Origin of the sequence: Dyadobacter sp. 676 (assembly GCF_040448675.1) — a bacterium.
Classification (GTDB): Bacteria; Bacteroidota; Bacteroidia; order Cytophagales; family Spirosomataceae; genus Dyadobacter.
This window is the reverse complement of sequence record NZ_CP159289.1, coordinates 5,426,636-5,449,081: the sequence shown is the minus strand read 5'-3', so window position 1 is coordinate 5,449,081 and position 22,446 is coordinate 5,426,636. Positions and strand designations below refer to the sequence as shown.

Below are 22,446 nucleotides of genomic sequence, written 5' to 3'. Positions count from 1 at the left end.
ATAATTCCAAAATTAAACAGTTCAATCATGAAAACTCTAGCAGAAAAGGTCGCATTTGTCACAGGTGGTACACGCGGGATGGGCGAAGCAATCGTCAGAAGACTCGCCTCGGAAGGCGCAAGCGTTGCCTTCACATATGTCAGCTCGGATGAAAAAGCGCAGAAATTGACGGAGGAGATCGCACAAAACGGAGGGAAAGCCCTGGGGATCAAAGCAGATGCAGCACAGAGTGGCGCACTGACCAAGGCGATAGACGACACCGCCGAAAAATTTGGAAAAATCGATATTCTGGTAAACAATGCGGCAATCGCAGTCGCAGGGCCACTGGATCAGGCTGCCGAAAGGTCTGGGGACTATGATCGTCAGGTTGATGTGAACATCCGGGCAGTATCCGAAGCTGTGCGGGCTGCTGTGAAATATATTCCGGAAGGCGGCAGGGTCATTAATATCGGCTCAGTAGGTGGCAAAAGGATCGGTGGACCGTTTATGTCAGACTATGCCGCAACCAAAGCCGCCATCAGCGGCTACACCCGTGGACTGGCCTGGGATCTGGCGCCCCGGAATATAACCGTGAATACGGTTGAACCGGGTGCGATCGACACTGACATGATGCCGACAGATCCAGCGGTTCGTGAGGCTTTCACCAATGCAATTCCACTAAAAAGGTTGGGGAAACCCCAGGAGATTGCTGCGATGGTAAACTTCCTTGCAGGCCCAGAGGCAAGCTACATTACAGGAAGCAGCTTCACTGTCGACGGCGGTATAAATGCTTGATAATCAGCGGTTGTTAAGGCCAGTATTGCCATTTCAAATAAATTGGTGATACTGGCTAAATCTTCGTCTGAAGATTAGTTATCTTATAAATAGAATCCGTAAAGTTGGGAATTCAATTCCTAACTTTACAGGCTTTTGACTAATGTCCTACTTCCATGATCGGAACTGCTACTCACAATGAAGACGCAGCATCTTATTTAATGCTTGATAAATGGATACCCGTAAATTTCATCGCTTCTCTGTAAAAATGGCTGCTGTCGTAGTAGCCAAATGCACACTGGTCAAATTCATCGTTCGCGGCATAAGCTGTGAGTGCGGTCCCGGCCCGGAGTATCGAGAAGTAGCCTTTCAGGCATTCTGTCCACTCCGTTTTCTTCTGCCCATTCCAGAAAAATCTTGATGTCCTTAGTGTAGCCCTTGATCGTATTTTTGGACGATGTCTTCCCCTTGTTCGACAGGAAAAACTTAGTGGCATCTTTAACAGTGGTCTTTTTCGATAGATCAACTCCGGTTGAAACAACTTCCTCAATAATGTACCCTTCGCGCAAGGCTCCATTTATGACCTCGATAAATTCTTTCGCCGCAGCATAACGCTCCTTTGCCGTCGACTGATTGAAAACTCCACGCTTACGGACTAATTGCTCTCTGCGCTCCGACCACACCTAGTAATTTATATACCACGCCTTTTTCAGATCCCCCTTTGCATCTGATAATATCGCCTCCTTATAGGGGTAATTCGCCTTGTTAACACTCATAATTAAACACTGTAATTGCACGATTAACTGGCACCTAGTTGGCATCGAGTCACTTCCGGGCAATAAAAAACATCTGCAACTATCTGATTTACAGACGTTTAAATCCTGTGGAGTTGAGAGAAATGAAATCGAACACCTAATAAAGCTTTTGACTCTTTTTGAGAAAATCAAATCAGACATTGAGTTCGCTCACAACACAAACTAGATAACAAATAGTATTCGTGATCTTGTAAGCTTTCCCGATTTACCTTGCCAGCAATGATGCAAATGATTGTTCCCCATTTCGCATCGGCCAGCAGGCGTTTGGAGAAAGTCAACTGCCTATGACAAATTAGAAAGTCTCATCATCTGACGAAACCTTCTAACGCCCGTGTCGAGCGTGACAAATATCACGCTCTTTTTTTGACAAATCTCACCGTTCCGGGCCAGTCGCTCAGGGTAATTTTGCATTGCAAGTCCAGAGGAAACACGATGTTTCAAATGGCATTCAAGCAAAACAAAAAATTGGAAATCATGAAAAAGTTCACAATTGAAGACACAGTGATGCTGTTGATCGATCATCAGGAAGGTACACTCAATTTCTCGGCTAACCGCCCACACGAAGTAATCATATCCCGCGCCCGTACGCTGGCGAGAATGGCCAAAGACCTGGGTATTCCTGTGGTGCTTACATCCAGCCAGGAAGAACTGGCGCAAGGGCCACTTTTGAAAGATATGGAAGAGATCTTGCCGCAGCAGTTCGCCGAACGGGTCAAACGACAAGGTATTACCAATGCATGGGATGACAAGGAATTCAAAGCGGCGGTGCTTAAAGCGGCCGATGGCAGAAAGAATGTGGTGATGGCAGGGCTTACCAACGACGTTTGTATCGTGTGGCCGGCCATTTCCATGCAGGAGGAGGGCTTCGATGTACAGGTGGTCATTGATGGCGGCGGCTCCCCAGCGAGATCGCCGAAGACGTCGCCCGCAAAACCTGGGAAAGTCAGGGCGTGCGGACGACCACAATCAGTCAGTTTGTTTCCGAGCTGATCCACAGCTGGGCTACTCCCGAAGGCGAAAAAGTCAAACCGATCCTTTTCGAGGAGATTTATTCGAAACTATTCAAATAGCAATCAGATGGCGCCGGCAGCTGACCGGCGCCACAAAAACTTCATTGATAATGTTACAGAAAATTTCAACCAAAGCATTTTCCGGCTACGGTCCAATTCAAATGCTTTATCCAGGCACCGCCGTATCCAGTCATGACTCCGGCATAGGCAGTATAGGCCGAATAGACCATGCCAGGTTCCAGGGCACCCATCACATTCCTATGCACCCGCATGTCAACGACGAGATCCTCTCCTACTTCCGCACCGGGCAGGTCAGACACCTTGATTCCGAGGGTTTCAGCGAGACGATCGGGCAAAACCGTCTGATGCTCATGAAAGCAGGAAAGCTGTTCTATCACGAAGAATGGATCGACGGAGAAGCAGAACCCCATGAAGGATTGCAGATATTTATCCGGCCGGGTATCAAAGATCTGACACCCGCAGTCATTTTTCAGGACATTGAACCAATCGGCAGTAAGGACCGGTGGCGCCTGCTCGCTTCGCCCAATCCCGAAACACCACTTCAATTCAGTAGCCAAACCTGGATTTATGATGCCAAACTCTCGCCCGGAACGAAAATTGACCTGCCGCCACTTCCGGCTACCGGACTAACGGTGCTACTGTACGTTTATCAGGGCCAGATCAGTGTGAACGAAACAACTGCACTAGTAAAAAAAGAAGCATTGGTCGTCAAAGGCGAGGCCATTGCAATCCGGTCAAGCCAAGATGCCGAGCTGGTGCTTTTCCTGACGGATGAAAATGCCCCTATCTACAAAGGCGGGATGTACAGCGGGAACAAAAACGTGTATGTCTTCAAACTAACTTGGACAACAGCTTAGAGAGTATTTTCAGGTTTATAAAGCTATTAATTTTTGGTTTAGATACTGGATTTTGCGCTGTTTCAGGGTCTGATTTTTGATTTGCTCTCTTCTTTTCAAAATGAGTTCACCGCGGCCAAAGTAGACGTCAGCAGGCGTCAGATTGTTCAGCGATTCGTGGTACCGCTGGTTGTTATAGCGTTCTACAAATTTGCCGATTGCTTCCCTTAGCTGGTCTGGGTGAAAGAAATTTTCGAGCTTGACCATTCCATGGCGGCCACATTTTTCATGGTCCGGTGGTAACGTTCTATCTTTCCTTGCGTCTGCGGATGGGCCGGTCTGCCATGCACCTGTTGCATTTGAAGCGTATTTTTCAGATAATCGCCCAACTCGCTGGATATGTAGCACGCCCCGTTATCTGAGAGCAACTTGGGTTTAGCTTTGGTTTTTATTCTTGCCTTTTTTATAGCAAGCTCAACGGTCCTTTTCACATCATCTGCCTTCATGCTGCTACACAGCTCCCAGTGGATGATGTACCGGCTGTAATCGTCGAGAACCGTACTCAGGTAGTAATACCCCCATCCGACTACTTTGAAATAGGTAAAGTCAGTCTGCCACATCTGGTGGACAAAAGCGGTTTTGTCCTTAAACTGATCCGATGCCGCTATTAAAATATGGGTCGGGGCACTGACTAATCCACGTTCTTTGAGTATCCGGTAGACGCTTGACTCAGAGATGAATACCTGCTGCGTGTCGGTAATGTAATGGGCTAGTTCACGGGAGGACAGGTCTGTCTGGTCCAGGGCTAGCTGGACAACCAGGTCTTTCTGCTGTTGAGGGATGCTGTTCCATTGCCGGTTCGACGCTTTCTTCGTGCTCAAAAGGCCATCGTATCCATGATCCAGGAATTTGCTATACCATTTATAAAACGTGCTTTTGGCAATACCAAGCTCCTGCAACGTCTTTTTGACACCCAGTTCGGATTGGGTTACAGTCTGGATAATCTCGTATTTTTCTGATGCCGATAATCTCATAAATCTTCGGTATTTGAGGTTTAATCCAGCATCGTCAAACTTTTTTTTACGATATCATACCGCAAAAACAGATCTGCCACCATTTCTTTCAGTCGGGCATTTTCCTTACGCAGTTCGCTGACTTCGTCTGTCGTGGCTTCTCGCGTCAGATCACCTTCCAGCCGTTTCTTTCCAGCTTCCAAAAACTCCTTGTTCCATTTATAGAATTGAGATTCGTTGATCTGGTGTTTGCGGCACAGCTCGGCGACCGAGATCTCCGCACGCAGCGCTTCCATCACGATCAGTACCTTCTGCTCGGCAGTGAAAAGCCGTCGGGTCTTACGGCGAATGTCCTTAATGTAATTCTCAGGTGTAGGCTTTTTTTGTGTTTCCCATGATTTAAAGTACTCATTTTTAGGAAAACACTCTCTTTACTTTCATTCAAAGTTGTCCACTTTTCGCTGACGATTTACACTACCCGCTCGAAATCAGAAGTAATCAGATTAATCTCCATTTGCGGGCTCGGACTGTTGTTGACAAAGACCTTCATGTTTGTATTTCTCACTTCCAAAGCCACATGGAACCAAGTCAACGGCTTTATGTCAGCTGTTGTTTCGTAGATGGGATAATTATACAGCACCCAATTCAAAGTACCATTGTATATAGGGACATATTGTATTGCCTCTCTGGTATTGCCATACCCCGGCCGGAAATATAAGAAGTGATAATTCTGCTCGTCCACAGCCCGGAAACCCACACCCGACATTACCTCACCGGCAATATCGAGTTCTATTCTGAAGTTTTTCAAAGGCGGGCCATTTCGTATTGCGATCGCCTCCGTTTTACCCGTCAAACGCAGGCAAGCCTTATTCATAAAGACAGTATCTGTAAACCTTGCAGGCTCATTGTTTTCTGACAAGACCTTCCAGTCTGAGTTTACTAATTGTCCATGGCAGAACTGTTCTCCTGTCATCAGGATCATCATAATTCCAAGCGTCAGCTGACGTACATTTTGCATTCTCATCGTTTGTCTGTTTAAATGAAGACATGCTCGGGTTGAGCGATGTCGGGAATGCGGTAAACATTCAAAATTCTATCAGTTGAACCCGTTCAAAATGTGTCCAAATTTTGTCAAGTTTTTTCACGAGCCTAAATGCCACATTTTAAGCGGTTTGAGAAAGGATAAAAAATGAATAGGACTTGCAGGGTCATGCGATGGGATGATCTATGTAAATGGCAAGAGGTAACATAAGGCGTTTCAGTGTACCTCTTTTAACCATTTTTAAGCGATCCGTCTCAGAAGGCGTGTTTCACCACTTCACAATCGGGTTCATCCACCAGTCGTCCTGACCACTTTTGCTATAATACAGACCGAAATAGAGCGGCGCTGTACCGCAGGCAAGGCACTCAACTCGCAGCGAGTATTTTCCACTGCGCAGTGGAAGAATGATTGCCTGACGCGTGTTCGCGGTCTTTGCATCCGTATGTAGCAGCAAAGAGTCGTTAAACAGGAGTTTCGTACCTGCCGGCGGAGTGCACTGCAAAACATAATAACCGTCCGAATCGATCTGCACCCAGCCATCCATTACGCCCGCCGAATTGCCTTTAAAATTGCCGGATAATTTGCGGTCTGGTTTGAACTTTGTCATTTTATGCGAAGGGAGAAGGTAGTCGCCGGACCGCAGGTCAACGGGAATCTGGTGGTCCCAGCGACCGCTTGGTGAAAACGAAAAAAGCTTCAATTTTTCCGGTTCACTTACCAAAATATGGTCATCCAGTTTTTCACTTGACCGGGTTGGAGTTGTACCGTCCGTGGTGTAACGAATGTCCGAATAATCAGTCGGCACGAAGAGCTTCACTGGACGGTCTTTCAGTACAATGCCCAGGTTCGGATAGGTCCGGGCGGATCGGACGTAGTACCCCAGATAAGAAAATTTGAGCCCGTCATAGATGGACTTGAATGGTGTAGAACTATGAATTTCGTCGGGGTAGAGCACCGAACGCCAGTGCAGACCGGCCGGTGCTGCGACTGCAAGAACGCTATCCATCATTGCCCGGGCCATTGTGTGGTATGAGACGCTTTCGCTCCGTCCGCCGATGCTCAGCACAGTGTTAGGAAAATGCATTGTGGGCAATCGCTTTGCGGCAAGCCGCGGAATCTGTTGACCGTCGTTGTGGAGGGCCGGGTCGGCCGTCGCATAGAAGTGGAACAAAGAAGGTCTTTCGAGCAACGCATAGATCGTAAACAGGCCGCCGAACGAGCCGCCCATCAGGCCATTCTCCCAGTTTGTGCGGTATCTTTTGTTGATGTACGGCAACAGTTCTTTTTCGAAAAACAACAGGTAGTTGGCCGCACCGCCGGAACTGTCCACATCCCGAAATTTTGTGGGCGTCAGGTCGCGGTTGCGGAGGTTAAAACCTGCGACATAGCGGTTTGGCACCGCCACCAGGATAGCCGGCGGCGCAAACTTCATATTGACCATGTAGCTGAAAATCGTTGTAAACAGCGGGCCGTCCCATTCTCCATCCAGCACATACCACACATCGTAGCTGGCGGTGTCATTCGCATAATTTGAAGGGAGCGTGACCACGATATTTCGCTGTTCACCCAGGACAGCGGAATAAATCGAATCCTTTATGGGTGCGGCAAACTGTGCACGCACATCCGAATAAAGAATTGACAGTGCAGCAACGAGGAATAAACGAGCTCGCATAATTGTTGGTAGTTTTATTGAATCCCCAGTACTTTCATTACATCCGCCTTGTACTGGCGACCGATGGGCAGCTCCTGTCCACCCACTTCGATCGCCGAAGCGCTGAACGACCGGATCTTGTCGGTAGCAATAATGAAAGCCCGGTGGATGCGAAGGAACCGGCGATCGGGCAATTTCTCTTCCAGGTAACTGATCCGTTGGTAGCTTATAACCTCTCCTGATATGGTTTTAACTTTGACATAATCTTTAAGGCTTTCGATGTAAAGGATTTCGCTCAGGAACACCTTCACCATTTTCTTGTCCGATTTCAGGTAAATAAACTGCTCGCCGGCGCTTTCCTGCCCAGATGGTATCAGCATGGATGGCAGCGAATGGCGGCCTATCAGCTGGGTAATACTTATTGATCGCGATCAGGAACCGGTCGAAGGGAATGGGTTTGAGCAGGTAATCCAGTACATTCAATTCGAAACCTTCCAATGCGTATTCGCGAAAAGCCGTTGTGAAGACCACTTTTGGGCGGTTGGCTAAGGTTTTCAGGAAATCGATACCGGTGAGTTTGGGCATTTGAATGTCAAGGAAGAGCAGGTCCACTTTGTTTTTTTGTAAAAAAAGCAGCGCCTCGACCGCATTACTGCACGTTCCCACGAGCGCCAGCGTTTCGAGTTGGCTGATGTAATCCTGTAATACCGATATCGCCAACGGCTCGTCATCCACGACCAGGCACTTGATCTTGCTTGCTGTCATTGGTTGTCAGAATCTTACTTTAAGGTCTACTGTATAGTATTCCGCCTCCTTTGTCAACGTTAGCTTATGGGCATCCGGGTAAAGTAACGCCAGCCTTCGTCTCACATTTTGAAGCCCGATCCCTCCCATAACGGCATCCATGCCATTACGGCCTTCGCCTCCCGCATGACTGTTTTCCACCTTCACGCCGAGCCACCCGTCTTTTACTTTAATGTCGATGGTTACCCAAACATCGTCCGTTTCATCACTGACCCCATGTTTAAACGCATTCTCCACGAAAGGTATCAGTAGCAACGGCGCGATCATTTTACCTTCCGTTTCACCGGAAGCGGCAAGCGAAACATCAAGCCGGTCGCCGTACCGCAGTTTTTCAAGCGCAACATAATTCTTGATATGCGCGATTTCCTTTTCAAGCAAAATAAGCTCCGACCGCGATTCATAAAGCATATAACTCATCAACTCAGAGAGTTTTAGCACTACCTGCGGTGCGGCAGGGGCGGATTGAATTGTGAGTGCATACAGGTTATTAAGGGTATTAAAAAGAAAATGCGGGTGCACCTGGGCTTTCAGCAGGTGCAGTTCCGCTGCCAGTTTTTCGCGCATCGTATCCTGATGTAGCCGTTCCTGCTCGACCCAGTGCCCGACGGCCTTGATTAAAAGCGTAAACAAAAGGACCGGGGCCAGAAACCATAGCATTACCTTGAAAAGCAGGTACCATACAAAAATCGGCTCATAATAGGTCGTGTCCGGAAAAAACCTCGGCTCGATGAAGCGCTCAATCAGTATCCGGTTCAGCAGCGAAGCCACGAACAGCAACGCTACCGCACCGGCCGCATAAGAGACATATCTTTTGGGTCGGAAATAGCGCGGAAACAAAAAGTAAATATTGACATAGGTAACCAGCATTGCGGCAGGTAACCCTTGCAGTTCGATCAGAAAATAAGCCCAAAGCCCGTCTTCGCTTTCCGCGTGGACACCCGTGTATACGAACAGGTATCCCATCCAGAAGAGGATGTGCGTGAGCAAACGGTTGCCTGCGATGTAAAAACGTCGGGTCATGCTTCGGCTCGTGGGAGTAAGTGGTGCTGGTTCTGCTGCCAAAGTTAATAATTTGAAACCTTCGGTTATTTAAATTCGACAGACTCCCGATTTCAGGCGGCTTTCGACTTTTTCTGACACATTTTCCACGGATACGAGCGGTCCTGGTTTTATAGAGGTCATCCTCCGTACTTCGGCTAAAATCCGGGAAACGGCTGGTGCGATTGCGTTCATTTGCGCTGAACCAAATAGAACAGCCATGTCGATACTTTTCATTTTTAAATCCCTAAAAGAGCCGCAGCGTAAAAACGCACTGGCTACGGAGGTGCCCCCCGAACCGCATTCGCTCGGACTTCTCTCATCGCTCTTGCCAGCCTGTTCGCTATCAATGCTTACGGCCAGGGTTTACCGGCAATGCCGCCTGCCGATTCGACGGGTAGGGTTCGGAGGTCGTCGATGAAGGACGATACAATTTCCCTGCGCGAGGTAAGGATTACTGCCGAGCGGCCAGATGTCGATTTGCAGCTTGATAAAAAGGTTTATCACATTGGCAAAGATATCCTCTCCCAGAGCGGCGCAGCAGCCGATGTACTCAACGGGATTCCCTCTATTACCGCCGACGCAGCCGGGATCATCAGGCTCAGAGGCAACAGTAATGTGGCTGTGTTAATCAATGGAAGACGGTCAGGCCTTTCGCCGGCCAACATACTTACCCAGATTTCGGCTGGCAGTATCGAGAGAGTTGAAGTGATGACGAGCCCATCCGCGCGGGATGATGCTGCCGGGTCAGCCGGGACTATCAATATTATCCTTAAAAAGAATGGCAAGGATAAGCTCGGCGGCCAGGCGCGCATAACCCTCGGGTACCCGAATGATTATAACCTGAACGCCAACCTGAACTATAAAGCCGGCCATTGGGACCTCTTTACCACATTGGGAGGGCGCTATTCGGATTATATCGGGTTTTATTCCACCAGGCAAATTGCAGCGGGCAATGACGCTAGCTCGGTGCATAAAATACAGCATGAAAACCGTCACGACGACGGCAGGCTGATCTATTTCGGTGGAGATTACCAAATCAATCCGAAAAACACCGTTACGCTGGCTTATTTCAGGAATGCAACCAAAGATATTGACGGTACCACACTCGACTACGCTTTCGGCGCGGCTAGTATCGATAGCATGCTCACACGCCTGGGCAGCTCGCGGGAAAGCCGTAGCTACAACCAGTTCGAGTCCAACTACACCCGGACTTTTGACCGGGAAGGCCAGAAACTGACCGTCGATGTGCAATACGATTTCTGGAACAGCGATAAAACCTGGGACTTGACAACCAGAAAAACATTCCCTTCGCCAGCGGCATTGCCCGCCATTCATACAGCTTCATCGGGCAATAGCCGCGACCTGGTGATGCAATCCGACTTTGTTCATCCGTTTTCCCTGCAATCCGCCTTCGAAGCGGGCCTTAAAATGGAAACCCGGTCGGTAATCAGCGATTACAAAGCTGAGCAATACCTTGGCGATGCATGGACAGTGCTGGACGGCATTGACAATAAACTTAACTACAACGAAAACATCGGCGCTGGATACCTGCAATACAAAAGCCAGTCGGGAAAACTAAGTTATCAGCTAGGCCTGCGCTACGAATACACGCGGGTGCGCATCCAGGATAGAGGAGGCGATTTCGGCAGCAATAAGTGCTACGGCCGCATGTTTCCGACTGTTAACCTGAGCTACGTTTTACAGGAAGGAATGACGATGCAGGCCGGTTATTCCAGGCGTATCAGCAGGCCATCGCTATGGTATCTGTACCCGTTCAATGAGGTTACCGACCTGAATGCCCAGTCTGTTGGAAACCCTGCTTTAAACCCTTCCTTCACCCATGTAGCCGAGTTGGCGCTGACCCGACAATGGGAGAAACTGACCTTAACCCCAACGGTGTACGCCCATTTTACAACCGCGCCGATCCTGCAATATACCTTTCAAAGTGACCGCAATGTGATGATTACCATTCCATTTAACCTTACAAGCGAGAGACGTTATGGCGCCGAGCTATCAGCGACTTATAACCCTTTGCCGTGGCTGTCTGTAAACGGCCAGCTAACAGGTTACCTGTTTCGTCAGCACGGCTACTACCGAGATAACGATTTGGGTTTCTCCAACCACTCATGGAATGGACGGCTAGGCATGCGCATTAAATTACCCTGGAAGCTTACTTTTCAATGCCGGCTAGACGCGCAAGGGCCTGACAACAATGCACAAAGCCGCACCAGGCCCTATTACTACCTCGCATCGGGACTGAGCAGGAGTTTGTTTGATAGTAAAGCCACGCTGGTTTTGGACGGAACCAATATTTTGAATACCAATAAACAAGGGAGCCGGATCGCCATCGAAAATTATCAAATCGATCGCATCAGCAATTTCAATGCAGCCCGGTTCCGTCTTGGGTTTACTTACAGGTTTGGAACAGGGAGAACGTCAACTTTCAGGAAAAGTAAGGATGCAAACCGGCGATGAACAGCGACGGATTAATCAATGGCTAAGTGGGTCAGGTGGTTTATACTTTCCTGGTCATAACCGCTGCCGCATATGTGCTTAGCCGTTCCTATTGAAGTGTCTTTTTCCAGGCATATTCCCCGCTGGAAGTGATTGGTGTGCCAACCGGGAGTATTTCACCGCTGGTGCCCTCATTTTGAACCGTAAGTTGCCCTTTTCAATCCGCGGCCGCTTCACGCTGATATTTTGAATGCTCTTGCTGGGAATTTTCGTGTGGTTCCATAGGAGACACGATTTCACCGCTCAATTACTGAGTGAAACGATGGGCATCAGTGCATTGCAGATTGGGCTGCGGGTGGTACAGCGGCTACGAAAAGATGCCACTCGTATACTCATTTCGATCGTTCTAAGCAGATTATGCGCTTTTTCTTTTCTACTACGATTATAGCCTTTATGAATAAAAAGGTTCTAAAACGTATTCGAAACGGAAAATTAAAGCGCGGGAAAGAAATCTGCTCATTTCGTCAATTGACGAGCAAATCAGTGATCATAAAGAGCGCGTGACAAAAATCTGTACAGTTTGCAAGGAGTGCAGTTGACCTTGTTGCGCACTATTTCTTCCGGAGATGTAACATAGAGGGCTTCAAAATCAAATAGGACGCGTTGATAACGGACTCTAATTTTCAGGTAGGTAAGCCACGTCCATTTTGGTACACCCCGCGTTCGAAAGCGGACATTTCTGGTTATCCGATTTTTTACAAAAAGTTGCCAGAAACCTGGAATAAGGCATTCCCTAAACTGGTACAGCATTTGATCGGCATTACCCGGGAAAATAGATGATATCAATAGGCACAAAAATCCGGCAAGCGCAAGGCGGACTGGCTTCATCTCTCCGGTACCGTCACGCTGCTTCGGCCTTTCGCACCGTCCAAAAAGCAGGTAGCATATTCATCAAGTAATGCATTAGGCTTAGTCATGATACAAAACTATTTCAAGATCGCACTCCGTAATCTATTGAAAAACAAAGGCTATTCGGTAATTAACATTGCCGGCCTTGCCATGGGCATGGCCGTGGCGCTGCTGATCGGCCTGTGGGTTTTTGATGAGTTGTCGTTTGACAAAAATCACGAGAACTACGACAAGATCGCGAAGGTCATGCAGAGCCAGAACTTCGCAGGTACGATCCAGACGGGCGATGGCGTGCCGAAGCAGCTCGAACAGGAGTTGCGAAATAAGTATGGCAGCCATTTCAAATACATCGCCATTACCGGTGGCGGCGGTGAACATTTATTAAGTTTCGGGGATAGAAAGGTGACGCAGGTCGGACGTTACATGAGCCCGGACATCGCCGAAATGCTATCGCTGCAAATGTTGAAAGGTACTCGCTCGGGGCTCACGGACATGAATTCCGTGCTGCTTTCCGAATCTGCCGCGAAAGCCACATTTGGCGACGCGGAGCCGATGGATAAGATTGTCAGGATCGACAACAAAAATGCCGTGAGGGTAACGGGCGTCTACGCCGATCTGCCAGCCAATTCATCCTTCGCGGGTCTGGAATTCATAGCGCCCTGGAAACTACTCGAAAAAGACCTGCCCGAATGGCTTGGCTGGGGAAACAACTGGTTTAATATGTATGTGCAGATCGGCGACCATTCGGAGATGGACCAGGTTTCAGCTGCGATTGCCAAAGCGAAGCTCGACAATATCGACCGGGAGGAATCTAAATATGAGCCGCTGATCTTTTTGCAGCCGATGCGTAAATGGAATTTGTACTCCGAATTTAAAAACGGCGTCAATACTGGCGGGCGTATCAGTGTTGTATGGTTGTTCGGAATCACGGGATTGTTTGTGCTGATGCTGGCCTGCATCAACTTCATGAACCTCAATACTGCACGCAGCGAAAAACGAGCCAAGGAAATCGGGGTTCGCAAAGCGGTGGGTTCGGCCAAAACCCAACTTGCCGTCCAATTTTTGGGCGAATCGCTGATGGTGGTGATCCTGGCATTCACAGTTTCGCTACTGATCGTGACCGTTTCGCTGCCAGCCTTCAACCTGCTGGTCGATAAGCAGATCGCATTACCATTTGCATTACCTTACTTTTGGCTTACATGTATTGCGTTCATTCTGCTAACCGGCTTGGTGGCGGGCACTTATCCCGCACTTTACCTGTCGTCCTTCAAGCCAATCACTGCGTTAAAGGGTATTTCCTTCAACCAAAAGCGCGGCCAGCTGGCGGGTTCACCGCGGAAGATGCTGGTCGTATTGCAGTTCGCTGTGTCAGTGACACTCATTATAGGGACCATTATCGTCTACCGACAAGTGCAGTATGCAAAAAACCGCCCCATCGGTTACAGCCGTCAGCAGTTGCTGAGCAGTCCGATTAAGTCCGAGCAGATCATCAAGCATTTCGCCGCATTCCGCAACGACCTACTTAATACCGGCGCAATCGAGGAAGTAACGGCTACTGACTCGCCGGTGACCAACACTTATGTGACCAACAGCGGTTTTACCTGGAAAGGAAAAAATCCGGCCATGACCGACGAATTTGTCACACTCCGCATTACCCATGAATTTGGAAACACTGTGGGTTGGAAGATCAAGGACGGCCGCGATTTTTCCAGGAGGTTCGCCACGGATTCCGTAGGTTTTGTGCTCAATGAAGCTGCGGTAAAATATATGGGCCTGAAAAACCCAGTCGGCGAAATGATTCAGTGGGGCGACAATGGAAAATACAGAGTGATCGGCGTGATAGAGGACCTAGTGACGCAATCGCCGTACGAACCGGCCAAGCAAACCATTTTCTTTCTTAACTATAAGCGCCTCAACACAATAATTATCAAAATAAGACCCTCGGCCAGCGCTTCAACTGCTGTCGCCGGGATACAAGCCATGTTCAAGAAATACGATCCTGAAAATTTATTTCAGTACTCCTTTGCCGACCAGGAATATGCTCGTAAGTTCAGCGACGAGGAGCGTATCGCCCGACTTACCACCTTGTTCGCTGTTCTTGCCGTGCTGATTTCCTGTCTGGGGCTTTTCGGACTGGCCTCTTTCGTGGCTGAGCAGCGGACCAAAGAAATAGGTATCCGCAAAGTGTTGGGCGCTTCCATAGCTGGGCTTTGGATGCTGCTTTCCCGTGAATTCGTATTTCTGATATTGATTTCCTGTCTGATCGCTGGCCCATTGGCCTGGTATTTCATGAATGGCTGGCTGGACAAATATACCTACCGGATTGAAATAAGCTGGTGGATCTTCGCCGTGTCGGTGTCTGGCGCTGTGTTGGTGAGCTTGGTTACGGTCAGTTTTCAGGCAATTCGGGCCGCCTTGCTCAATCCTGTGCGCTCGCTCCGATCGGAATGATGTGAAAAAGGGCCCGTCCACTGTGAACAGCAACAATCACTGCTTGTAGCGTCTTCGCCGTCTTGCAACCCTTCGTTGTAAACGCTATCCGGATGCAGTAACAGAACGGACTCGGCCTGTGATATCAATAATCTTTTTCCATCGTCATGAACTATGGCATAATAGCTGCCTGGTGGCAACCCGGGGCCATTCGTAAAGTCTTGCTTGACATAAACCGTATCACTATTATCGTATAGTTTCAACGAAAATGCAGTTGAGAAGGTGTCATTGTAAGTAAAATCCAGGGTTCTAATATCCTGGTCACTGGAAGTTGACCCACCGCAACTCAATGTAGCCCATATTAACAAGCCTCCAATCCTCCAATTTCTTTCTTTTCTCATCAAGATACTTATCATAAAAGACCGGGGAAACTGCGCTGCAATTGTTGATCCCCGTGTCGCAAGCTTGATTAAAATTTGTAACACAGATATATCGTAAGCCGAATTTATTTGTCTAGCATCGTGAAGTCAAGAAGGTAAGTTATGCAAAAGGAAATGACAAATGGTAGGTAAGAAAGCGCATAAAATTCGACTCTGCTGTGTAGCCCGACAGATACCTCGAATATTTTCTCATCTCCGAGGTTTACAAAGGAACCGATGATGGCAACACTGAAATAGATTAGAATAAAGGTGCAGACATATGGTGCAACACGGCTGGGAAAGAGCATATTGAGCCAAAAAAAGCTAACCGGAAATAACGTAATTGCTGGCATAATTGTCCATAACATTGTTGATTCGGTCAAATTGATTATTGAGGATTCTGGCCTCGGTCTCCCTGCTCAGACACTGCAATGGCTGAATGCCTCGGACGCTTGTGTGCTCCCGGCTGCTGGCACAGGTATTGGCCCTATGATTGTCAAGGAACTGGCGCCTTTTGCTGTGAGCAGCCTTCAAGTAATTTTATTAAATCCAGGAACTGCATTTTTTCTTGACCTGGCTATCTACAATGATATTAGCTCATTTATGGTACAGACCTTTTTCCTTTGCCTTCTTTTCCAGGTCAAACAGACTGCTTGCACCGAATTTCGAGAAAATCCGGGACTTGAAAGTGCTGATTGTATTGGCTTGTACGTTGAGCATCGCCGCGATTTCCTTTACCCACTTTCCTTCCAGTAAAAGGTGCATTACCTGTTTTTCCCTGACTGAAAGCCGAACGCTCGCCAACGGATTAGTCGCGCCATGCCTTCCGGAAAATACTTCTAACAGCTGGCGCTGCACGTCCGCGCTTACGTACCGCTTACCGTTCAGCACCGTCGCTACCGCCCTTGCAGCTTCTTGTGGATCAACGGATTTTTCTAGGTAACCGTCTGCCCCGGCAACAATATAATGTATAGCCATCTGCTCTTCATCGGAGGCCGAACAAATCAAGATCCGCACGTCATTACGTGCTGCCCTGATCTGTTTAACCATATTTGTACCCGTACCGCCGGGGATATCGATATCAAGAATGATCAGCGCAATATCCGGGTTCGAAAAATGCCGTTCGGCATTATAATAGTTATCCTCCTCAATGAATTCAATTTCACTATACAAATCTTGCAGCATGAATTTCATGCTGTTCCGGATCATAAAATGATCGTCAACAATTAACACTTTCATTGGCTTTGTGAATGGGTCAAAGGATCCCGCTAGTTAATCAATGATGCGGCTCGTTCCAAGCCTGGTGGAAATTACGACCGTAAAGTACAAGCGATTACTGGCTACACCCGCTCGCTGTCGATTTGCATTTTTGCCTTCAGCTGCGGTATTGAGGCGACTCTAAGCTTTTCAAAGATAATCCTTTTGTAGTTGCTCACCGAGTTGGGATTGATACCGACTGTTTGGGCGATTTCATTTCTTGACCTTGACGAGACCAATAATCTGGCAATCAATTTTTCTTTGACAGTAAGCCGGATCGTTTCACAACTACTGGTCAACTGGGATAGCAAAAGTTGTTCTATATCACTGCTAACATACTTGCTTTGCGGGTTGGATGCCAAGGCGATCACCGCACTTTGCAGTTCCACCGCAGAAGCTTTGCTGGATACGAATGCGTTTGCACCAAGGCGAATGTAAAAGTGGACGTCCAGCGATTCGTCTCCCAAATCTACCAGGATACCCAAGTCAGGGAAATGCTCTCTGATGCGCTTGATCAAATAGACGGTCTTACTATCCTGGGTGGATACCGCATCCAGGATCATTATTTCAAAATCCTGCTGGCGAATTATATGATCAGCTAGTTGAAGGGAATTTACCTCGAAAAAAATTGTCAGTGGAAACCTTGCCGCTATCGTTGACCGTAGTCCCAAAGAAAAAACAGGGTTGTCGGAAATGATCAGAATATTCATTTCAATACAATGGGGCGTGAGTAGGGTTATTTATAAGTGGTAAAAATCCGGGCAGTAACTTACTGCCCGGATTCGGATCTGGTATTACCTGATCACGGCCACTTTGTGTGTGCTGATAGTGCCGTCGAACAGGGTCATGGTAATGGTGTAAGTACCTTGTTGCAGCTTCGAAACATCGATCCCTTCCGAGGTCAGCTTCTGGCTCTGGTAGATCTTTACACCGGCAGCGTTATGTAAAACAACTTGTTTGATCTGCTGATAATTGCGGATCATCAGCCTATCGCTTACCGGGTTCGGGTAAGCGGTGAGCTCGGAATGCACGTCCAGGCGAACGCTTCGGATAGCGCTGTAAGCAAAGGTTTCGTCGGCGTCGATCATTTTCAGACGGTACAGGTTTTCACCATTCACCGGCTGTTTGTGCTCGAAGTCGTAGCTCACCCTGCCTTTGCTTTCGCCTTTAGCCAATACGGTGCCCACTTTTGTCCAAGCTTTGCCACTGGTGCTATGCTCGATCTCAAAGCGGTCGGAGTTGGTTTCCTCGGTGGTTGCCCAGTTCAATATGGTTTTGCCTTCCTGGATGTGCGCCTGAAAGCTCACCAGCGTAACTGGCAGTGGCTTTTCCCATTCCAGGCTGTAAATCGCTGGACTGCCTTGAACACCTGCTGCATCCACCCAGGCATATTCGAACGAGGTGTTGATATCGCCGATCGTCTCTTGGGTAAACTGCACCTGTAATTTCAGCGGATCGAAACTGCGGATTTCCACACCTGCCATCACCGGCTGGCCGTTGTAAAGCAGGGTGGTATTAGTCGGCAGCGTGGTAATCACCACCGACTTACCCGACAAGCTGCCTGAGGTAGGTTGGTCTTCCGGATCACTACCGGTCAGCTCGGGCAAACTGCCGCTCAGGTTGACGATGTCGCCTACAGAAGGCTGGTCGATGATCCGGTGGTAGGGATCGGCCGAAGGCGCCACTTCGATACCGAAGTTGGCATTGGTAACATCCACGTTGACAACCTGCACGTTGGTCAAAACACCATTAACGGCATCATCGCTGCCCGCTCCCGCGCCTAGGTTTTCGCCCATGTTCAGCCAGCCGCTTGGAAGCGAAGGCGTGATGGAACCGCCTGCGGTCTGGTGCAGGACGATGCTGTAAGTATCCGCATTCACGAGACCGAAATCAAATGTGCCGTTCGCGCCTACCTCCACAGTCGAAAGCAATGTACCGTCGCTGCCGATCAACGAAACGTGCAGCCCGGTTGGGATCGCGACTGGCGATGTGGTGTTTACCGTTACATCGGTAAGTCCATTCGCATCGTGGAACACATTACCACGCAGCGATACGGGTGCTAGACACTCGGCGGCTGGTTTAATGCTAACCGGGACCGACTGTACCAGCTGGCATTTCGAATCGGTGTCGGTAATGGTTACCGTGTAGGTACGTGCTGTACCGGTGCTCACGGTCGGGTTGGCGATGAATGCATTCGAAAGACCGGTAGACGGGGTCCATACGTACTGGTAGTTGCCGGTCGAGGTTACATTGAGGCTCATTGCCACGCTGGCATTGCTACAAACCGCAAGCGGAGTTGCATTGGCCGCGATTGTATTCGGGTTCACTACAACCACTACCTCTTTGAAGTTGCTGCAACCCGAAGCCAGGTTGGTCTGCGTCAAACGGTAGGTGGTAGTTGCCGTCGGAGCGATGGTGGTGGAAGTCGCATTCGGTGAAGATACCCCGGCAGTTGGGCTCCATTGCCAGCTCGTTCCGGCCGCCGGACTGCCTACCAGGCTCAATGTAGTGGTTCCGCCCGCACAAATGGTAGTATTACCGGTAATATTGAACGCGGCGGGTGTGTTCACGGTCACTACTACCTGATCGGTGCTGGTGCAGCTTGCCGTTGTTACGGTGACGGTATAGGTCGTGGTGACGGTCGGACGGATGGTCGGCTGGGCCACGTTAGCTGCACCTACGATGCCGGCGCCGGTCCAGGCATAAGTCGCACCTTCGATAGCCGGCGTTCCGATCTGGGTCGATTCGCCCGGGCAGATAGTCACATCGCTGCCTGCACCCGCATTCGGAGTAACCTCGATTTCGTCGGTGAAAGTACAACCGCTTGGCAATGTCACGGTTACCGAATAGGTTGTGCGTTGAGTCACAGTCGCAGTCGGGTTAGCGACTGTGGCGCTGCTCAGGCCGGTCGATGGTGACCAAAGGAAGGTCGCGCCCGCCGGCGCTGCCGGGTTCCCGTTGGCCCCAAAACCGATGGCTACGCCCGCTGCCGAACATGCCGTAGCATCGTTGAGCGTTACAGCCGGTACCGGATTGACGGTAATGGTAACTTCGTCGACCATCGGCGAAGTACAGCCAGGATAACTGATTTGCAGGCTGTATGTGGTTGTTGCGGTCGGTGTGGCGATCGGGTTGGCACAATCCGTGCAGCTCAGGCCTGCCCCGCTCCATTGATAAGTTACACCCGGCTCCGGTGCACGGCCAAGCTGGATACTTTCCCCTTGACAAATGGTGTCCGCCTTGCTGGCATATTCGCCCGGGATCAGCTCGTTTCTGAGCGTCACGCTGTCAGTCGCCGCACAGCCTGATTCAGGGTCGGTTACGGTCAGAATGAAGGTCTGCCCGCCTGTGGCCGAGAATTCCACCTGTGGCTGCGGCATAGTGGCATTGGTCCCGTTGGTCCAGGCAGCCGATGTCGGTTGCCATGCGTAGGTCCAGTTGGTACCGGTTGGAGCGGGCGTTCCAAGGGTGACGGTCGCGCCGTTACAGATGGTACGATCAACGCCAGCGTCGACTACCACGCGTGCTACTTTCACGTTGACTGTATCGATTGTTTTACAGCCGTATACAAGGTCCTCAATTTCCACGACGTACTGCTGGTCTGCCGTCAGGGTTGCCATCGGGTTAGGGATCGAGTCATTGTCAAGTCCTACCGACGGGCTCCATTTATAGGCATATCCCGCCAGATTGGTGCCGATAGGCGTCGCACTGTTGTAACAAGCGAATTTATCGGCCAGATTAATGTTTGGCTTAGCCGCACCCGCCGGATTAATGTCAATGGATTCCGAGCAGGTAATTGAAGGATCATACTTATTGGTAATGGTCAGCGTGATCGTTGCCGGGTTGCTGGCCAGTACTTTCACTTCACGGGCAGTCGCATTGTCGACCAGGTTAGCTGGGCTCCACCTGTAATTCCAGTCGGTGGTATTGATATATTTCGGGGCCAGGCGCAATTCTTCGCCCGGGAACGATTTGGGACATCCTTGTGCGGAAATGGTTTCGATTTCCACGTCGCAATTGCCCCCGCACGGGATAATATTCACCTCCGAGAAGCAGGAAACGCCGTTGAGCGTAACAGTCCGGCGGAACACAGTGGTACCCGTATTACTTTTCAGGTAAGCGTCCGCACCACCGTTGCGGGTGCTCAGCACCGTGCCATTTCCGCTCACTACTGTCCATGTGTAAACGGCCTCGGGGCAGTTGGGAAAACCTTCGTGCGTCACCCAACGCGGGCCGCATTCCGTATCATCCGTATCCGAAGTGGTCGAGTTCAGTACAGCGACTTTCACCTCGTCCACGAAGCTGCAACCGTTTTTAACGGCCGTCACGGTGTAGTTGACCGAGCAGGTCGGAAGGCCGGACGAGCCGGCTGTAAATGTCGGGCGTGCCACATCGGTAGCATTCAAGAACTGGCCCGGCGTCCAGTTATAGGCATAAGTTGCATCAATAGCGCTACCGAGCTGTACCGATGAGTTGATACAGATCGTACGGTCGGGGCCAGCAAATGCGTTTACCCCGCCTGGTGCGGTTACAGGAGTAACGGTAATATCATCCGTAGTGGAGCAAGTAGTGCCGTCCTTTTTCGTAACAGTCACCGTGAGCCGGTAAACCGTCGCTGCTGTCGGGTTGGCGATCGGCTGGGCGCAGTTGGTGCAGCTCAGCGTTGTGACAGGGCTGCCTGAGACGCGCGTCCAGGCGTAAACCACAGACTGGCTTGCTACCGGTGCCGAGCCGATCTGCACTCCGCCGCTGCCCTGGCAAAACGACTGGTCGGGGCCTGCATTGGCGACGGCCGGCACGATCGTCACCTGATCCGTATCGATACAGCCCGAAGCATCGGTCACTTTCAACGTGTAGGTAGTCGCCTGGGTTACGGCCGGCGTTGTGAAATTCGCTGCCGAGCCCACGAGCGTACCACCGTTCGAGCTTCCTTGATACCATTGATAGCCGTAAGGGCCGGTGCCACTGGTAGCCGAACCGTTTAATGTCACGGTATTGTTACCCGTGCCGCAAACGTACCACTGCGGGCCGTTGGCATTGGCTAGAGGCGCGGCGTTAGAGCCGATCGTCACAGAAGCCACCTCCGAAACTCCCAGCGTATCGAATCGGCAGAAGTAGCTTTTGCCCAGCACTATCCGTCGATAATACAGCGTTTCGCTGGATGCCAGCGGCTGCAAGTCCTTGAATACTTCCCCTTCCATGTTGGTCCACAGGCCGGTCGGGCTGGTGGCCTTCTGCCATTGATAGGAAATGCTGGTCGAATAGCCTGATGGCGCTGTTATGCCCACTGCATTGCCTTGAATAACCTGCGGGATACCCAGGATACAGGCTTGCTGCGTCATCGGCGAAAGCGTGCTGGCGGAAAGGGTTACACCGTCCGGAAAGGGTCTTTCCGTGAGTTTGAGGACGTAACCGCTATTTAGTGTCGAAGCGGTCGACGAAAGGTTATACACACATTCGTTAGGATCGAAATCGGCGATCTGATCAAACCACCCTCCGACGAGAACCTCGCCATTCTGGTTAGATGAAATCCAGACTGGGTTATCATCACCGGGACCGCCGACGCTTTTTGCCCATTCGATATTGCCAGAAGTACTCGTCTTGGCGACAAATACATCCAGACCGCCAGCAGAAGTTAGTGTTGTAGAGCCAAACGTTTCAGATCCGGAATAATATCCGGTGATGTACACACTATTGTCGGGGCTTATGCTGATATAGCCGATATTGCTCCCCCAATCCTTGGCCCAAAGTCTGTTCCCGCTGTTATCTAACGCAACCAGACTTGTACCTGTATTGCCTGCTGACCAGGCACCTCCGTAAACGGTTCCACTACCATCTACTTTTACATCCCGTAGCACTACAACATCTGTGGTTTGATTGGACCAGATAAGGTTTCCACTGGCGTCTAGCTTCAGAATATACCCACTAGTTCCGCTAAGGGACGCGATACCGGTTGTATTGCCTTCAATTCCCCCGCCAACATAAATGTTG

At 49.8% G+C, this 22,446-nt stretch carries 14 protein-coding genes and 1 pseudogene; 5 read left to right on the top strand and 10 right to left on the bottom strand.

Annotation, left to right across the window (positions count from 1 at the left end):
* Positions 1-27: 27 nt before the first annotated feature.
* Positions 28-774 (top strand): 3-oxoacyl-ACP reductase family protein, encoded by a 747-nt coding sequence (locus ABV298_RS24210; protein WP_353718724.1) that lies wholly within the window; start codon positions 28-30, stop codon positions 772-774.
* Between the two features lie 287 nt (positions 775-1,061).
* On the opposite strand, the gene ABV298_RS24205 is transcribed toward ABV298_RS24210, so the two are convergent.
* Positions 1,062-1,436 carry a hypothetical protein gene (locus ABV298_RS24205; RefSeq protein WP_353718723.1) on the bottom strand — a complete coding sequence of 125 codons (375 nt, stop codon included), beginning with the start codon at positions 1,434-1,436 and terminating at the stop codon, positions 1,062-1,064.
* A 606-nt stretch (positions 1,437-2,042) separates the two neighbouring features.
* Here ABV298_RS24205 and ABV298_RS24200 point away from each other — a divergent pair.
* Positions 2,043-2,558, top strand: a complete 516-nt coding sequence (locus ABV298_RS24200; RefSeq protein WP_353718722.1) for an isochorismatase family protein — start codon at positions 2,043-2,045, stop codon at positions 2,556-2,558.
* A gap of 130 nt (positions 2,559-2,688) precedes the next feature.
* Entirely contained in the window at positions 2,689-3,456 is a 768-nt protein-coding gene (locus ABV298_RS24195; protein WP_353718721.1) for a pirin family protein, read from the top strand.
* 15 nt (positions 3,457-3,471) lie between these two features.
* On the opposite strand, the pseudogene ABV298_RS24190 reads toward ABV298_RS24195, so the two are convergent.
* From ABV298_RS24190 to ABV298_RS24165, 6 genes and pseudogenes are all read right to left on the bottom strand, one after another.
* Positions 3,472-4,807, bottom strand: a pseudogene (locus ABV298_RS24190) (IS3 family transposase).
* A gap of 110 nt (positions 4,808-4,917) precedes the next feature.
* Positions 4,918-5,466 carry a hypothetical protein gene (locus ABV298_RS24185; RefSeq protein WP_353718720.1) on the bottom strand — a complete coding sequence of 183 codons (549 nt, stop codon included), beginning with the start codon at positions 5,464-5,466 and terminating at the stop codon, positions 4,918-4,920.
* 292 nt (positions 5,467-5,758) lie between these two features.
* Positions 5,759-7,162, bottom strand: a complete 1,404-nt coding sequence (locus ABV298_RS24180; protein WP_353718719.1) for an alpha/beta hydrolase-fold protein — start codon at positions 7,160-7,162, stop codon at positions 5,759-5,761.
* Positions 7,163-7,176: 14 nt separating this feature from the next.
* The gene (locus ABV298_RS24175) at positions 7,177-7,455 is read right to left on the bottom strand and encodes a LytTR family DNA-binding domain-containing protein (RefSeq protein WP_353718718.1); all 279 of its coding nucleotides are present in this window, start codon (positions 7,453-7,455) and stop codon (positions 7,177-7,179) included.
* Entirely contained in the window at positions 7,409-7,906 is a 498-nt protein-coding gene (locus tag ABV298_RS24170; RefSeq protein ID WP_353718717.1) for a response regulator, read from the bottom strand. The genes ABV298_RS24175 and ABV298_RS24170 overlap by 47 nt, the downstream gene beginning before the upstream one ends.
* 6 nt (positions 7,907-7,912) lie before the next feature.
* Positions 7,913-8,965, bottom strand: coding sequence for a histidine kinase (locus ABV298_RS24165; protein ID WP_353718716.1), 1,053 nt, complete (start codon positions 8,963-8,965; stop codon positions 7,913-7,915).
* Between the two features lie 393 nt (positions 8,966-9,358).
* Here ABV298_RS24165 and ABV298_RS24160 point away from each other — a divergent pair, with 393 nt between their 5' ends.
* Both ABV298_RS24160 and ABV298_RS24155 read left to right on the top strand, forming a co-directional pair.
* On the top strand, positions 9,359-11,461 hold the full coding sequence (locus ABV298_RS24160; RefSeq protein ID WP_353718715.1) for an outer membrane beta-barrel family protein: 2,103 nt from the start codon (positions 9,359-9,361) through the stop codon (positions 11,459-11,461).
* Positions 11,462-12,415: 954 nt separating this feature from the next.
* On the top strand, positions 12,416-14,800 hold the full coding sequence (locus ABV298_RS24155) for an ABC transporter permease (RefSeq protein WP_353718714.1): 2,385 nt from the start codon (positions 12,416-12,418) through the stop codon (positions 14,798-14,800).
* A 995-nt stretch (positions 14,801-15,795) separates the two neighbouring features.
* On the opposite strand, the gene ABV298_RS24150 is transcribed toward ABV298_RS24155, so the two are convergent.
* The 3 genes from ABV298_RS24150 to ABV298_RS24140 all read right to left on the bottom strand — a co-directional run bounded on the left by ABV298_RS24150 (position 15,796) and on the right by ABV298_RS24140 (position 22,313).
* Entirely contained in the window at positions 15,796-16,437 is a 642-nt protein-coding gene (locus ABV298_RS24150) for a response regulator transcription factor (RefSeq protein WP_353718713.1), read from the bottom strand.
* A 101-nt stretch (positions 16,438-16,538) separates the two neighbouring features.
* Entirely contained in the window at positions 16,539-17,165 is a 627-nt protein-coding gene (locus tag ABV298_RS24145; RefSeq protein WP_353718712.1) for a response regulator transcription factor, read from the bottom strand.
* A gap of 84 nt (positions 17,166-17,249) precedes the next feature.
* The gene (locus tag ABV298_RS24140) at positions 17,250-22,313 is read right to left on the bottom strand and encodes a T9SS type A sorting domain-containing protein (RefSeq protein ID WP_353718711.1); all 5,064 of its coding nucleotides are present in this window, start codon (positions 22,311-22,313) and stop codon (positions 17,250-17,252) included.
* Positions 22,314-22,446: the final 133 nt, after the last annotated feature.

Excerpts from the sequence above, each read along its gene's own strand:
- ABV298_RS24210 (WP_353718724.1), top strand. The coding sequence starts at position 28 with ATGAAAACTCTAGCAGAAAAGGTCGCATTTGTCACAGGTGGTACACGC.
- ABV298_RS24200 (WP_353718722.1), top strand. The coding sequence starts at position 2,043 with ATGAAAAAGTTCACAATTGAAGACACAGTGATGCTGTTGATCGATCAT.
- ABV298_RS24195 (WP_353718721.1), top strand. The coding sequence starts at position 2,689 with ATGTTACAGAAAATTTCAACCAAAGCATTTTCCGGCTACGGTCCAATT.
- ABV298_RS24185 (WP_353718720.1), bottom strand. The coding sequence starts at position 5,466 with ATGCAAAATGTACGTCAGCTGACGCTTGGAATTATGATGATCCTGATG.
- ABV298_RS24180 (WP_353718719.1), bottom strand. The coding sequence starts at position 7,162 with ATGCGAGCTCGTTTATTCCTCGTTGCTGCACTGTCAATTCTTTATTCG.
- ABV298_RS24175 (WP_353718718.1), bottom strand. The coding sequence starts at position 7,455 with ATGGTGAAGGTGTTCCTGAGCGAAATCCTTTACATCGAAAGCCTTAAA.
- ABV298_RS24170 (WP_353718717.1), bottom strand. The coding sequence starts at position 7,906 with ATGACAGCAAGCAAGATCAAGTGCCTGGTCGTGGATGACGAGCCGTTG.
- ABV298_RS24165 (WP_353718716.1), bottom strand. The coding sequence starts at position 8,965 with ATGACCCGACGTTTTTACATCGCAGGCAACCGTTTGCTCACGCACATC.
- ABV298_RS24160 (WP_353718715.1), top strand. The coding sequence starts at position 9,359 with ATGCCGCCTGCCGATTCGACGGGTAGGGTTCGGAGGTCGTCGATGAAG.
- ABV298_RS24155 (WP_353718714.1), top strand. The coding sequence starts at position 12,416 with ATGATACAAAACTATTTCAAGATCGCACTCCGTAATCTATTGAAAAAC.
- ABV298_RS24150 (WP_353718713.1), bottom strand. The coding sequence starts at position 16,437 with ATGAAAGTGTTAATTGTTGACGATCATTTTATGATCCGGAACAGCATG.
- ABV298_RS24145 (WP_353718712.1), bottom strand. The coding sequence starts at position 17,165 with ATGAATATTCTGATCATTTCCGACAACCCTGTTTTTTCTTTGGGACTA.